Genomic DNA, 16,997 nt, shown 5'->3' with positions numbered 1-16,997 from the left:
ACGGAGTCGCACTAGGTGTCGCGCTCGGAGTAGCGCTTGGAGTCGCAGACGGAGTAGCTGAAGGCGTTGCACTTGGTGTCGCAGACGGTGTCGCACTAGGTGTCGCGCTCGGAGTAGCTGAAGGCGTAGCTGACGGTGTCGCTGAAGGCGTTGCACTAGGCGTTGCACTAGGTGTCGCACTCGGAGTCGCACTAGGTGTCGCACTCGGAGTCGCAGACGGAGTAGCTGACGGAGTCGCACTTGGTGTCGCACTTGGAGTTGCAGACGGTGTAGCGCTTGGAGTTGCAGACGGTGTAGCTGACGGTGTCGCTGAAGGCGTTGCACTAGGCGTTGCACTAGGTGTCGCACTTGGTGTAGCTGAAGGCGTTGCACTAGGTGTCGCACTTGGTGTCGCACTTGGAGTAGCTGAAGGCGTAGCTGACGGTGTCGCTGAAGGTGTGGCACTAGGTGTCGCACTCGGAGTCGCAGACGGAGTAGCTGAAGGCGTTGCACTAGGTGTCGCACTCGGAGTCGCAGACGGAGTAGCTGAAGGCGTTGCACTTGGTGTTGCAGACGGTGTAGCGCTTGGTGTAGCTGACGGCGTTGCACTTGGTGTTGCAGACGGTGTCGCTGAAGGTGTGGCACTTGGAGTCGCTGAAGGCGTTGCACTTGGAGTCGCAGACGGTGTCGCAGATGGTGTAGCTGAAGGCGTTGCAGACGGTGTCGCACTTGGTGTCGCTGACGGTGTTACATATGTATTGACTACTGCCCCATTCAATTCGGAGGCTAAGACTGCTACTTGGCCCGGATCAGCAAGTAATCCTGCATCTGAATTAATCGTTACATGATCAATGTGCCCATGTTTTGCTAGATCTTCAAGCTGCGCAAGATCTGCGTTGATATTTTCTATCGTATCCTGAACTGTTAACCGATAGGTACCGCCGAGTTTTGCCAGTAGATTCGTATCCGCTGCAATTTGGGCGGCGGTTAATGTGACTGTGCTGCTAGCTCCATCAGTAGCGCTTATGGAACTAATTTCTGCAATATTGCTATTGATTGTTGTTGCATTATTGGTGATGTTAGCCAAGGTATCGCTAATAACTACCTGTAGTTTTGTACCCAAGCTACTTACGGCTGTGCTGAACTTGCTGGAAAGTAAGTTATTAGCAACTGTATCTGACCCAACATTCACCTGAACAATTGAACTACCTAGATTACTGATCGGGGTAATGTTGTTGGCAACATCAGTAATCGTTCCAGATACTGTTGCGCTATAACTAGCAATTTTGGCAAGAACACTGCTGTATGTGCCTACCTGCCCTGCTGATAGCACCAAGTTTGAACTTGGATCACTCAGAGTAATTGTGCTAATTGCAGTGTCATTTAAGCTAGAGAGGCTGCCCGAAATATGGTCAGCGCTATCGGCAATCTGGATATGTAACTTAGACCCTAACGCTGATTCAACCGCAGACAATCCAGAACCTAAATTATTAGCAACCGTATCGGCATTGACCGTTACGCTTGATAACTTGCTTCCCAAAGCCGCTAGTTTTAAGGCATTGGCCTGAATATTGGCAAAACTATCATTGACGCTGATTGAATACGAGCCTGAAATTTTTGCCAAGGCGGCAGTATCGTTTGCCGCTTGCGAGGATGTCAGACTTAAACTAGTAGCGCCGCTAATCGCTACTGCTGAAATATTGTTTGCAGCACTATTGATGGCGTCTAAGTTGGTAGCAACATTAGCCGCGCTATCGCTGATTGCAATATGTAGTTTATCTGCAAATGCTGTCTTAGCAGCAGCTAAGTTGCTGGCGTCTAAATTGGTGGCAATGGTTCCAGCAGAAACATTAACTGCAGTAATAGCAGAGCCCAAACCAGCGATGGCAGTCTTGTTACTTAAGACATTGGCCAAACTGTCAGAGACTGTCGCGCTATAGCTGGCAATCTTATTCAGAGCACTACTGTATGAGCCCACATCAGATGCGGCCAAGGTCAAGCTGGTGCTAGGATTAGTAAGCGTAACAGCAGTAACAGTGCTGTCTGCCAAATCTACAAGATGGCTCTTAACATTACTTGCGCTATCAGTAATGCTGATATGAAGCTTAGATCCCAATGCCGTCTCAACTGCAGATAAACCAGAGCCTAAATTATTTGCAATTGAATCTGCATTCACAGTGACGCTAGTGAGTTTGCTCCCTAGCGCCGCTAAATTAGTTGCATTACTTTGTACGTTAGCAAAGCTATCGGTAACTGCAATCGTGTAAGAGCCAGAGATCTTCGCAAGAGCTGCAGTGTCTGCAACTGCTTTAGCACTAGAAAGGCTTAAGGTGCTGACATCATTTAGCACTACCGCAGAAATATTACTTGCTGCAGTATTAATAGCATCTAAGTTGGCGGCAACATTAGCCGCGCTATCGCTAATTGCGATGTGCAACTTACTACCGAATGCAGTTTGGGCGCTGGCCAAGTTTGCACTAGCTAAATTAGTCGCAATCGTGCCAGACGAAACATTTACTGCCGTAATTGAAGAGCCTAGAGCGCTAATAGCTGTTTTATTGGCCAGAACATTAGCCAGGCTATCAGCTACCTGAATATTGGCAGTTCCAGTAATCTTGGCAATCGCCCCAGCATCACCATTTGCGGTTGCAGCATTGACGGTGAGAACTGACTTATCACCATCGCTTAGGGAAATCGCGCCAATTTGCCCTAAATGAGCCTGCAGGTTATCCAGTCCAGCAGCCACATTTGATGAGCTATCAGCGATAGAGACCGAGTTGACACTAACATCACTGAACAGTGAAGTAGCCTGGGTATAGGTGGCGCCAGTGACGTTGAACTGGTATCCAGCTGCTTTTAGGGCTGAAATGTACCCTGCTCCACCGGAATACACACTATATATATATGTATATGGTGTTGCCCCTACCCCAGCTGCCGGGATAACCGCACTGGCGTGGCTGTCACTATTGGCGCTAATGGCATTCACAACCGCGGTGTAATCGGCAGACGAACTCGAGGCGGCTTGGACGTTGACGCTATAGCTGGCTGACTCCACTGCAGTCACATAACTGGCGTGCCCAGCATCTTGATAGTCGGCCAGGCTTAAAGTGACCGCAGCCCCACTTGGCGCATTAGGAATCTTGACGCTTGCCTGGCTATCCCCAGAAATCGCTGTGGTCGCTGCTACATAGTCACTATAGGCAACTGTTTTTGGGGTGACATAAATATGGGCGTTTGGATACTTTGCCTCTAGCGCCGTTAAAGCAGTTTGTAACTTGGTGTAGTTCGCTGCCGTTAAGGTAATGCTGTTACCCGTACCGTCGGCACTAAAGCCAGTGACATTCCAGGTAATGCCAGCATTGAGTTTAGAGAGAACTGCTGCATCATTCGTTAACTGATCTAAGCTAATCGTGAGCGAACCGCTATCGCTGGCATTGATCGCACTAATTTTCAGCGCATTGGCTTGTAGGCTATCAAGCGCACTTTGAATATTCGCAGTGGAATCGAGCACTGTGACTGAAGACACTGCGCTATTGGTGATCGTGCTTGCCAGGTTGGCAGAGCTTACGCCCGTCACTGCAAAGTGGACTGCGCTTGGTAACTTGGCCAATACCGCCTGATTAGCGGCATTGGTAAAGTCACTATAGCTGATGGTTTCTACTGGACTGCTCGCAGCATCGCTCACCGTGATGGTCGTGATCTTGCTAATATCACTCGCCAAAGTACTTAGCTTGGCGTTGATATTGTCAGCGGTATCCGTGATTGCGATGCTGGTGATGTGCGAGTTCTTATAGAGCGCATCGGCACTGGCTGCGCCCACTGCAGATAAGGTGTAGTTAGCGCTTGCCCCAAGCGCGGTGACTAAATTGGGGAGGCTGCCTTGGTACTGTGCTTGCGTCAGCGCAATCGGGTTGCTATCACTAATGGTGATGCTCGCTAGCTTGCTACCTAAGCTATTGAGCGCAGTAGCGCTGGCTGTAATGCGCGCCGCAGTATCGCTAATTGTCATCTGCGCGATGTGGGCTGGCAGGCTACCGGTAGCGGCGGCAACACTCAGACCACTCACGCTATAGGTAATTCCTGTGTCGGCTAACTTGCTAATCAGCGCGCTATCGCTAGTAAGTTGCGCAGCGGTCAACGCGACTGGCGTACTGTCGCTTACTGTCAGAGCAAAGCTGATAGTCGGTGCACTACCCGACCTTGCGCTGAGCGCTGACTGCAAGCTATCAAACTTGCTAGCAATATTGGCAGCATTATCACTAATCTCCACCGTTGCAATGGCGGCGTTACCAACGAGGGTCAATGCGCCCGTTGCAGTCACACCAGTCACATCGTAGGTAATGCTGCCACCACCGATCAGAGAAAGTACGTCACCGTAGCTCGCTACTGAGCTAGCGCTTATGGTGATTGGGCTAGCATCTGGCGTACCCGTCATCGTGATACCAGAAACACCTGCGCCTAAGTTCTGGATCGCCAGCAACTGGCTAGGCGATCCAATTAAGCTACGGATATTGGCTGCACTATCACTGATGCTGACGGTGCCAATACTATTACTTAGGGTCGCGTGATAGGTGTTAATCGCATCGCTGATTGACACGCCCGTCAAATTAAATTTAAAGCTAGGATTAGCAGCAACAAATTGGTTAAAGAGACTGCTATTAGCACTCCAATCCGATTGACTGAGCGTCAGGCTTGAGCCACCACTCAAGCTCACCGCACTAATATACTCATCATGAGCCAGCACGGTAGCCAAGCCACTCTGAATATTGCTGACCGTATCGGCCAAGGTAATCGCTTTAACCGAGCTATCTGCTGAGACCGCCGTTAAGTTGGCAACCGAGACACCGGTCACGCCAATATTGGCACCAGCGGTATGCAATGCTGCTAGTGGTTTAGGATCCGCATTCCACTGTGAGTAGCTAAGGTTGACTTGAGCGCTATCGCTTACTGCGATCGCAGTAAGCTTGCTGCCGCTAATGCTTTGCAGGCTATTAAAGTTCGTCGCAATATTATTGGCCGTATCGCTGACGGTGATACCAATGACCTTGCTATTAGTCGATGCCAAGCTAGCCGCATTACTTGCCGTAACTCCGGTCACGTTATAGGTGAGTGAGCCTGCTACTTTTGCCAGAACAGTCGCTACTGTGCTGTTGGCCAGTTCAGCGGCAGTTAAGGTCAGCGCCGTACCATCACCAGTAATGCTACTAATTTTGGCAATATTGAGTGAGAGTGGATCTGCACCTGGGGCGGCACTTGCTAAAGCAGTCGAGAGGTTCGATGCGCTATCGACTACTGCAATGCTCTTAATGTTGCTAGCAGCCATAATGCCGGCAATATTGCTAGCGTGTACACCCGTGACGATGATTTGGGCCGAGGACAGATTGGTGATCTTGGTTAGCGGCCCACTATTAGCAAGATAATTTTCATAGGTAGTCTCATCAACGGTAATGGTCTGACCGGATGCCAAGGTAACCGTCTCACCAGCACCGCGTGAAGCAGCAAATAAAAGTGCGCTCGCTCCCGAAACATTGGTGAGGCTGCCGGTAAAGCTGGCGCCCGTAACCGTAAAGCCAGCGTTATTCAGGCTAGCGTACTGATCTTGGGTGAGACCTGCGCTGGCATCAACGGTGACATTACTACCTGTGACAGTAAAGCCATCACTTGCCACCAACTCTGCAGCAGATAAACCTAAATTACCGGAGAAGCTGAGCGTCTTAGCGCCTAAGCTGACATAGCTGTTAAGCACATCGGTGCTCACGGTATTGGCAATGCCACCAACCGTTAAGCTCTCGGTGCTCGCGAATGCCAGACCCTTCGCGACCAAGGTGTCGGCTTGAGTAGCGGTGAGGGTCACTGCAGAACCAATCGCTACCTTCTGAATTCCTAAAAGATGGTCATTAGTCCAAGTGCCATTGAGCCAACTGCTATCGGTGAGATTGCTCGTCGTAGCATTCAGAACAACAGTATTGGCAAACTGGATCTGATTGCTGGCTTGCGCTACCAAGTGGTCTACTTCGGTTTGCGTAATCGCATTCGAACCACTGACATTGCCAGTGATGGTGACCTTGCCATTTAAAGTGGCCGCTAATAAATACTTACCAGTGGCGACATGGTTGCTACCATCCAAGGTGCTCGCATCGGCGTAAGTAATCGCTTGCGACAAGCTGATTTGATCGGCTAGCACCACATTGCTCACCGCAATATTAGCGCCGGTCAGCGTGATGTAGTCATCGTGCGCTTGTGCAAGGCTGCCTAAGACTTCAGTGTTATTAAAACTGGTTGAGAGTGCGGCGCCCGTAAAGTTCAGTCCACTACTTGCTAATGACAGCGCATTACCCAATGAAATCGTACTCGCGCTGCCGGCAATATTGAGCGTGTCGATACCAGCAGCAGCAACCGTCGAGAGCTTGCCACCCGATAAAGCCCAAGTGAGCTCGTTTACGCCAGTAGGTGCAGTGGCAGAATTCGGATCAATTCTGAGCGTGACCGAATCAGCGCTCGCAAATTTGAGATTAGCGGCGGTCAGAATATTAAAGTCATTAGCATTAATTGTGCTGATGCCGCCGGTTGCAGCGGTGTTAAGGCTTGCCACTCCACCTGTCGCGCTCACAAAAGAAACGTGTGAGAGATGATCAGTGCTCGCTAATTTAGAAAGGCTGACTAGATTTTCTGCTTGAGCAATTGTTGGGCTACCGGTAATCACTACCGATCCCGTTGCAGGCAATTTCACACTAGCAATCAGGCTTAAGGTATCGCTTAAGCCAAGAGACAAGGTACCGGTTGGATTCGCTAAAGTGACATGGCCAGTATCCATGCCCACCTTACCTAAGAGGTTTAAAGCATCACTGGCATTGACAGTAATCGCACTGAAGTCGGGGTTTTCTAAAGTAGCACCAGTCAGGCTCAGCTTGCCAACTAGGCTATTGGCTTGCGCAACCGAGATCGCTCCCGTTACGGTGATGCCAGCGCCAAAGGATTTGACTGCGCTAGCCAAAGTCACTGCATCGGCAGCAGTGAGATTTGCCGTACCCGTCACACTCGCACTGCTTAAGTTGACCTTACCGGCAAGAGTGAGCGCTCCACTGCTATTGATCGTGCTATCGCTAATCCGCGTCGCAATATTAAAGATACTGCTACTAACTCCCGCAGTCGATAGCAGGTTAATCGCATCAGCAGAAGTGACTACGCTATCGCTAATCTTGGTCGTACCGCCCAGCAGACCGGCATCAGCACCACCGGCATAAGCCAAGAGCGTCTTGGCATTGGCCATCGAGATCGTACTATCGGATAAACGTGCACCGGTGGCATAAGCGACATTGGAGAGGACCGACAAGGCTTGCACATCGGCCAGCGCAACACTGGTATCGGTTAGCGTCACTGCACTAGCAAAACTTAAGCCACTACCGATGAGCAGTTTGGCTTGCGCTACGCTGACAGAGTTTGCGCTCACGGTGGTGATACCTGAGGCGACTAAAGCGCTGACTTCAGAACCCGTTAGTTTTGACCAGTCAGATGCATTGAGCGCTAAGGCGGGTGAGCCACCGCTCTGCGCCTTAAAGGTAATTGCACCAGCAGCATCGCTATTGAGTGTGTCAAAGTTCGCTAGGCTGAGTTTTTCTGAATCTAAAACCGTAATCGTAATTTTGGGCTGGGTATCAGGCACCAGAATCTGGCTAGCCGCAGTACTTAAAGCCAAACTTAAACTGCTGTAACTATCGGCAATTGCTAAGTTACCAACCGTGAAGCCTTGAGAGACAAAATAGGCTTGATCACTAGCGCTTAAAGCAATCACCGTTGGGTGACCTTGAACAGTAGTACCAGAAATATTTTCAATATTGGCGATCACTGCCCGCGCTTGGGCGGCAGATAAAACATTCGCACCAAAATCAAATTGCTTGACACCATTGGCAATCAAACTGGGTGCCCAAGTCGTGATGCTGCCCATCTCGCTAAGGCTGACCGCTGCGACGACAGGACTGCCTCCACCAGATATGCTCAAACCGCTATTAATGATTAAATTGATATCTGAGAGCGCTAACTCATGAGCGTAGTGCTGCGCAGCCGTCGTGGTGTTCACCATCACCGAGCTCATGCCCAAGGTCTTGAGTGCGCTGATATTGCTTCTTAAGGAAACCAGATCGCTATCGCCAAAGGCAACAGCGACGCTTTGACCACTAGTAATGCTCAAGCTCTTGGTGAGGTTTTGGAAACTGCTTAATGACAGGCTTAAACCATCGCTAGCGAAGATGCTACTTGCACCTTGGCTAGCATAGCTGGCGGCATTACTGATAACGGTTGTCAGATTGCTCGCGGTATCGACTATGGTGATCTGATCACCGCTAGCAAAACCAAAACCATCTTTACGAATTTCTTGGAACACTGCGACATTGAGGCTAAGAGAACCTGAAGCGGCGTGAATGGTATCGACGTGCGCTTTTGCTAGCAGTGCTAGTTCATGTTCGAAGTTCACCACGGCGGTATCGGTTCCTGATCCTACGGGAACGTCAGCCTGCCCTAAGTTCATCGTCACGGAGTCGGCTGTGGCAAAGCTCAGCAATGGCACTGCAGCGCTTGGGTTCGAGCTGGTCGTTACGCCAGTGATTGCCAAAGCCTGAGTAAAGGTCAATGATAAGGAGCCATTTGCTGCCATCACTTGGTTAACACCCAAGCCGGCCAAAGTACTCGCGTTTGCGACGATGGTTCCTAAGTTGGTATTGCCGCTGTCAAGCTGGACACTGACTTGCGCCACATTCGATTTATTAAAAGACAATGGGCTAGCAGAATCACTCGCCGCTTGCATGGTGGTGATGTCGCTGTAATGCACTACCCCACCAGTAGCAGAGATATCTAAGCTTGCGTGACCAATATGCACACTGGGGTTGTTACTCATGATGCTGGTCAGATTGGCCAAGCTCACCGTATTAGCAGTGCCCAGTGCGCCGCTAATAATCACGCTGCCCAAAGGAATGTGACCATTAAGCGCAACGGCATCACTTAAAGCAATCGTTGAATCTAATAAACGTGTACTGGCATCAAAACCTTGCACGCTAGAGAGCAGCAACTTGGCATCTGCCGCCGACAGTGCACCGCTGACGGTCGTGGTCGACAAGTCCACACTGCCTTGTAGCGTCTTCGCATCGAGCCAAGAAATGACGCCATCTGAAACCTTGACCGAGCTCAGATCTAAAGTTGTCGAAGCAATCAAGCCTTTTAAGGTGCTCAGACTTAAGCTGGTATCGCTAATCTTGGTGCCAGCAGCCAGGGTGACATTCAGACCAGGGATCTTGTAATTTGTTACTAAGTCGGTAGACGCTAAGTTATCGCGAACCAGGGTCTGATAATTTGCATAAGAAATTGAGGTATCGGTGAGCGTGGTGGTTTTAGCAAAACCAAACTCCAAGTTATGCAATGTGAGTGCTTGTGCTACCGAGACGGTGCCTGCTGTGGCAAGGACAGTTGCAATACCAGCAGACTGATACAAAGCAGCATTGAGGGTGCTTAACGCACTTAGATCACTTGGTGAGAGGTAAAGCGAAATCGGGTACGTAGTACTAAAGACCAAGTGGTTACCCGTCAGCCCTGCTAACTGACCAAACTGTTGCGTCGTAATGCTTGCTGCACTCGCGCCCGGCAAGTTACCAGTAAAGGTTACATTCGTGACACCTGTAGAGGCAGGCAGAATGTAGCTCACTGGCGTACCGGTTGGCGAACCTGTCAGGAAAATCTGTAAACGTCCGGTGGCTGCATCAACGGCAAAGTTGTAAGAGTGGGTTGCATCGGCATGGAAGCTTGCCAAGCTCATCGTATCGGCGAGGAGCAAACCATCGGCCGATTTAAATCCAGCCGTTGCTAAAGAGTCGGCAAGGTCTGTGACCAAACCACCGGTAACCTTCACGCCATCCGCACCGGTCGGATTGAGAATCGATAAGAGCTGCGCCGCTTGAGTGGAGTTAAAGACGCTACCGCCTAAGAGGTACTGCGTAAATCCATGGCTCACCAATTTTGCTGCTGCTGCTACCGCTGCTGCTCCCGCAGAACCAGAGGCTTCCAGAGTCGTTAAATCCTCCGGCGAAATATTGACAATACCGTTCGTGAAATACAGTCCTGAGGTATTAACCAGAGCCTCTGCTTGCGCCAAGGTAAATGATGTGACTGTGGTTGCCACAAACACATTGGTGACATTAAATGCCGTAATCGCCGCTGCGTGGCTGGTGAGGTAACTGAGATCTGAGTTGTTGTTGATCTGCAGCTGTACCGAAGTACCTGGCGCAATCGCTAAGGCATTAGCACCATCTTGAATCAGCGTCGTGATTTGGCTGGTGGTTAAAGATAAGGTACCAGTGCTGGAAGAAATCTGCGAAATACCATCAGCTTGCAAGGTGATTGAGTTATTGATCAGGTAGCTCACATCATCTGGCGAGTTGGCCTGAGCAGTAATCGTGACAGCCTCTCCTGCAGGATCAGTCGCCAGGAACTTTAGACCCGTGAGGCTCATGCCTGGCACACCAATGCCGGTAATGTCGGCAATTTGCGCAGCGGTTAAGGTCAGACTACTGCTGGCAGCTTGCAGTTGGGTAACGCCGAGATTGGCGAGCAGTGTTGCTGAACTCTGAATCGTCGTATCACGCAAACCTAAGTCATACACACCGGAGCTGGAGAGTTGTACGGTTACCGCATCAGTAGAAGCAAACTTGAGCATGGCTCTGCTGATGTTTTGCGCTTCAGCAAAGTTGATGCTTAAGGTCCCTGCACTACCCGCAATTTGATCGACGCCATTTAAAGCGTAAGTCTGTAGTTGTGAGAGTGAATCCAGGATTGAGGCATTGCTATTACCAGCATCGAGTTTCAGAGTCACTAAATCGTTTGCTACAAAGGACACACGAGCAGCCATTAAGGCATCAGCTTGAGTGGCGCTCACGGTTAAAGTAGCGCCAGCAGCTTTGATAAAAATATTGGCAGCTAAGGCATTGTTTTGTGCAGCAGTCACTACATCAGCCAAGGTATTGCCGGTGACATTTTGCAATTGGATCTGCACGGTGTCGCCTGTAGCAAAACCAATCCCCGCATTATTGAGCGCTACCTCTTGTGTTAAGGTCAGAGATAAAGAGCCAGTAGCCGATTTAACTTGTGCAATACCAGCATTAGCAATACTTCCCAGATCCACGCCGCCGGTAAACAAGCTTGCAAAGTCGCTGTTATTGGCAGAAAGACTTAAGGTTGCGCCAGCGCCACCAGGTCCACTGAAGTGGAATGCATTGCTGGTGCTACCAATTGACAGAATTTTCTGTACTTGCGCCAGCGTCAACTTATCGCTAGATGCCAAGCTGACATTGATCTGGCTACCTACTCCTGGAGAGTGATCGACAGCAATCGAAACCCCTTTATTAGCCAATGCCATCACATCGGAGTAGCTGATCGTATTACCTGTCACGATCAGTGGTGTTCCAGGGGGGATCGTCAAGCCGAGGTTGGCATAGACCACGCTATCAGTAGCCGTTAATCCACCAGCCGCATCAATGGTTCCACCAACCAGAGTGATGCCGCCATCAGCATAAATGGCTTTCGCTAAGGCTTGTGAGACGCTCGTTGCTGTACCACTCAAAGACAGGGTGCTAATACCGGCAGCCTTGAGAACGTCGAGATTGAGACTGCCGCTAGTATTGGTGCTTAATAAATTATTGAGTACTGCTGTCGAGCTGACGCTCGCCATCGTGCCGCTAAAGGTCGCGCCCTTCGCAATTAAAGCAAAGGCATTGACAGCATTAGATGAATTGACATCCACCACGCGATCGACGATGGTAGTGCCTGTAGCAAAGGTAAGGCCATTACCAATCACCACAGAAGCTTGTGCTACCGTGAGATTACCGTTAGCTTGTAAGGTGGTTAAACCTGCATTAGCCAAAGCACTCGCAGAATTGCTAGTCGCAATCGTTTGTAAATCTGATCCAGTCACTTTGAGAACGCCGTTGACAAACTGCGCACTGCCATGAGCATTCGTGACCGAAGCAATGACTTTTTGCGCTTGACTTAAGCTAACCGTACCTGCTGAACCATCAGATAAACCAGCATCGATCTGAATCGGAGTACTGCTACCAGAGCTAAATGCCAAGCCTTTGAGTGCCATCGAATAGGCGTCGCTCAAACTTAAGGTAGAAGCCGTAATCGTGGTGCCAGGCGGCAGACTCAGTTGCAAGCCCATGCTGCTCAAGTTGGCAATCATCGATACCGATACTGTTTGACCAGCCAAATCGACAGTTGTGTTCGGCGCAAATGTGATCGATGGATTTGCAGTCAGAAGTGCATTGATTTCTGCATAAGGAATTGCACCACCAGCAGAAGACACCGTTGTAATGCCCATTGCAGAAATAGCACGCAAGGTACTCAGCGATGCATTCTCAATGTGATCTGTTGCGGAGACTTGTAAGGTGATACCGGCATTAACCGAGGTAATACCTTTGCCGATCAGGCCTTGTACTTCACTGAAACTCAGACCACTTGTACCAACGTTCGCAATGTGAATACCAAGTGCACCAAAGTTAGCGGCATCAGCCACTGCAGCATCTACAGCAGCCGTATCTACCAACTGCAAGATGGTGTTGGATGTAAAGCTTACGCTTGAACCTACCGCGCCAATAATCGCATCAACCTGCGCTTGCGTCACTAGACCAGAAATAGGTTTGATGACATCTACGTGTTGTGCAGCCAAAGCTGTCAATGCCGGCAATGTTGTGCCAGTAAATTGCGCACCCGTTAAATCGGCGCTGGAAAGTTGAATCGTATTGCTGTGATCGTTAGCAAAAATGGTGTTGCCAGAAGCGGTTAGCAGCAACTTGGCGTTTGCTAGGGTCAAGCTTGCGTTGGATAAACCTGCGAAGTCACTACCCGCAGTAAGTGTTAAGCCCGCTTTCACCAAAGTGATCAGATTGTTCGCTGCACTATTGCCAGAAGTAAAGGCTGCATCAGCAGCGCTGAGAGTAAAGCGTGATGCAGGAGTGAAGCCATCAGATGCGAACTTGGTGAAGTTCACGCCCTTAGAAACCATTGTCAGTAAATCACTAGCCGAGAGAATCGGTAGTGTTGGATCAAATGCATAAGTAACCGTAATTGGCGTCTTGAACGATCCACTATCAGTAAATACGACAGTCTCAGCGTAGCCCAAATCAAAAGTTACGTCTGCAGGTGGAGTTAAGCCATGAGATGCAAAGTAACCGGCTTGTGTTGCCGACATACCGGTATCACTTAACTGCGCACCAGAAATATTGACGCTTGAATTCAGGTTGATAAGGGCATTCGCTTCAGCTGATGTGATCAGCGTACCGCTGGCCATTGCGTAGGATTTAACGCCCATGGCAATAAACTGTTTACCCCAAGCATTACCCGCAATGATGGAATCTAAATCGGCCTTAGTAATCGTGACAGTCGTATTGCTAAAGCTCAAGCCACCAGCTATCGCAGCATTTTGCAAATGCTGAACATCCGCAAGACTCAAGCTCAGATTGGAAAGTGTCAACTTGCCATTAGCAAAGGCAACGCCATTACCAGTTAATGAGCCTGTCGTTGGGAAAACAAAACCAACACCCGCATTAGCCAGCTTAAGAAGGTTAGCCTCAACTGTGGTGGCACCACCAACGAGATCACTAGTCTGCAAGGCCACACTCAAAGTCGGTGGCAAGCTGCTATCAGCAGTAAAGGTTGCGCCGCTGTTGATGATCGAAAGCGCATCTTGTACCGTTAAGGTTGCTGCTGATGCGTCAATGACGGTACCTGCTGCTAGAGAAACGCCGGCGCCCGCAAGCAGTTTTGCTTGATCGTAAGTCACTTCGGTTGCGGTATTAGCTACAAAAGATCCGCTGCTGAAATGCACGCCTTGATCAATCCAATGCAATGCAGTTGCCGCATCAATCGTCAGGGTTCCGGCAGTAGCTTTAAATCCGTAGATACCATCTGCTTCAAGCGAAGCAATATTGGCAACCACTTGGTTGAACTGTGCTTGACTTGCAACTTTCAGCGTAACGGAAACTTTGCTAGCGTCGAACAATGGGGTGCCATCATTAAACGCAGCCAAATTTACTGTCGTTAAGCCATTACCGAGGAGTGATAGTTCAATCTTGGTATTGGTGCCAAGCACTGTGATCGAATCAACATTGAGCTTAATCAACTCCGCCAAGGAAACCTGGCTAATCTCGCTAGCGATATCCGTCAACTGAATCGTGTTGCCATTGGCAATGATATTGCCCGCAGCATCTTTTGCCAGAATGCCTTTTGCGAGTCCGTCGTTTAATCCGCCATCAGACTCATTGATCACTTGCGATACGAGGTAGACCGGAACAAATGAACTGGTAGCAGCGGTAACAGTTGCGCCTTGCAAAGCCAGCAACTGCTGCATGCTGCTCGCTTGCACCGCTATGTCATTGGTAATCGCCGCCACATCAATCGTTGCAGTTGCGCCATTGAGGTAGCTATCAACCGCAGCAATCAAATCTGTTTGTGAAACTGCTGCAGCAGCTTTTGCACCAGCAATCCAACTTTGCGCTGTCACATCACACGGATCTTGAGCAAGCGTTTGATAAGCGCTGGCTAAATGCGAATAGTACGAACTGACTGAGTTATTGGTTGCAATAATCGCGTTGGCAATGGTGGTCGCCTGCGTGCTAGCAGGATCTAACCCAAGTTCTTCCGCAATCACCGATGCAGTAATCGCATTCACGGTAATGCTGCTTGCGCCACTCGCAATATTGGCGCTGATGGCATCTACTACGGAACTCAGTGCACTCGTCAGCGCATCCGCACCAACAACTCCACCGCCCGCATGCACAGCAGCAGCACTCTGAATCAAGGTGTACATCGTTTGCTGGATCGTAAAGACCGCTTGACCTAACTGCACCGTACCAGAGTTGCTTGAGCTCATTGCTGCAACTGGGTTAAAGGTGCTCAGGTCTGAAACGCCGGTGATGCCTAACTGCGCCTTAAGTTGATCCTCGGTGATCGCTGTTGTTGAAGCTAAGACCATCGTCAACGGAGTAATGGCTGCTACGCTCGCAGTTTGGTTTCCGGTAAGCGTTTGGATGTTTGCACCGGCAACCATTTGACCAACTTGTTGGCCTGTGTTTTGGTCGTAACCACCCGCTTCAACGACCACGCGAATGTTCGAAGCAGAGATTGCTTTTGCTGCATTGATTTCAGCAACTTGAGCAGCGTTGGTTATTGCGGCTTTCGTTAAATCAAATCCGTAAGCACCAGTTGCGTCAGTAGTGGTTTGTAATTCGGTTACCCATTTACCACCAACAAATGCTTGCAAGTTAACGGTAGCGCCCTGAATCAAACCGTCGATTGCAGCGCCAGCAATAGCAGCACTCGATGACGCTGCAGCACCTACACCAGCAGTTTCCGCCAAAGCTACTGCTGCGGCCGCGCCACCGCCACCGCCACCGCCAGCTAGTCCACCGAGTAACCCCGTGAGATACATCGGATCAAAACCACTCTCAGATCCGTTACCCATCTCCCCGAGGTTCGGCGCATTTTCTGCAAAGCGTGTGAGATCAGATCCGCCAGCTTCGTTAGCAAATTGCAGCGGTAAGTTGAAGTCGGCTAATTGCGCGCCACCACTGCCCGCTTGTTGCGGATACATCTCGCGCAACTCTGTCATGGTGATTGCAGCGCCACCAGAACCAGGTGTTGTGGTGAACTCAACCGCAGCGCGTTCTATCGCCTGTGTAATCGCCTGGTCGTGAGTGAGAACTGGATCAACGCCTGCAGCAACATCAGAACCGCTGACCTTTGGCGCTGGATGTTTTGTGAACCAATCCGCAAAAAATTGTTTGAGCTGTGACAGCGAATCGAGCGAGTCATTGAGAGGAGCCGTGGCAACTTGTGCCAACAACATCTCTGCACGCGGACTTAGGTGAATCGGTCTTGCGTCCTCTTGCGCATCAGCGCGGACATCATCCCTTGAGGCGCTAGCCCCGTCATCGCCGGTGCTTTCAGCAACAGCGCTCTCGGCTTGGTCCGAGCCAGAAGCCTGGGATGCTCCATCCTCAGACTGCAGGTCACCTGCAGCTTGGGCTGCTTGTGCACGCTCAGCATCCAAAGCGAGTCCAAAAACAACAGCGGCAATCCATTGGAAGGTTTTGATATCAAAGGAATTGGTGACAACATTCGCCACCTTGACCAGTTTGGCCAGGCGTGTGTTTTGAGCTTCAGGCACTTGTGCCTGCACAGACCGCTTGGAGGGGGTCTTGCGTTTGCTGCTCATTACGAGAAATTTGGGCGAACTATCACCCAATTAGAATAATGGGTGATAGTAATATCTTTACCAAGCGCCACTTGGATATATTCAAATATCCTTTAAATACCCCCACATCCATAGTGTAATAAATGGTAAAAGTGATACACGTTGATTATCACTTGTTTCATTTTTTCAGATTATCACGCCCAGAAGAGGTGCAGAATGCATCAAAACCATGCAATTTAAAGGTCTTAATGCGGTTTTTTTAGATCCAAAAAGTGGCTTTTTTTGATTAATTTTGATGCTTTTTGGGATATTATTTTGAATAAATATTGATTAATTATTAAATCAATTAATAATTCGTATAGAAGATTATATTTTATTATTTTTTATTTAAATAAATTGATTAGTATTGAGGTTATAAAATTAATCAATCTTCTGGCTATTCTTAGATTATTTTTCCACAATATTTCAAGCTGAAAATTGCTTGTAAACCACGAATAATTTATCTCTAAAAGTGGGATTTATAAAGATATTTCACTTGTAATTAATGTATTTGATGTGGAAATTACACGCTGAAAGTTGATTTAATCATGATTTTTACCCACATTGCACTTGTTTTTTAATGGTTTTATGTGTGTTTTTACCAACTATCAGCGACTTAGGAGGGAAAATCACCACTTTTAGCGTGCAATTTCCTGATTTTGTCAGTAAATTCATGCTCATAATCAGTAAAAGCCCTATCACTTTTATAGTTTTTAGTATCTTTTAGCCCTTATTTCCAGTCACTGAA

At 49.2% G+C, this 16,997-nt stretch carries 1 protein-coding gene; it reads right to left on the bottom strand.

Annotated features, from left to right (window positions below; all coding sequences use genetic code 11):
* On the bottom strand, positions 1-16,231 hold a 16,231-nt coding region (locus ICN46_RS10730), incomplete at its 3' end, for a beta strand repeat-containing protein (RefSeq protein WP_216208590.1).
* Positions 16,232-16,997 lie beyond the last annotated feature (766 nt).

It is taken from the genome of Polynucleobacter sp. Latsch14-2 (assembly GCF_018881925.1).
Taxonomy (GTDB): Bacteria; Pseudomonadota; Gammaproteobacteria; order Burkholderiales; family Burkholderiaceae; genus Polynucleobacter.
The sequence above is the reverse complement of the archived record's forward strand: the minus strand, read 5'-3'. Positions and strand labels throughout refer to the sequence as shown.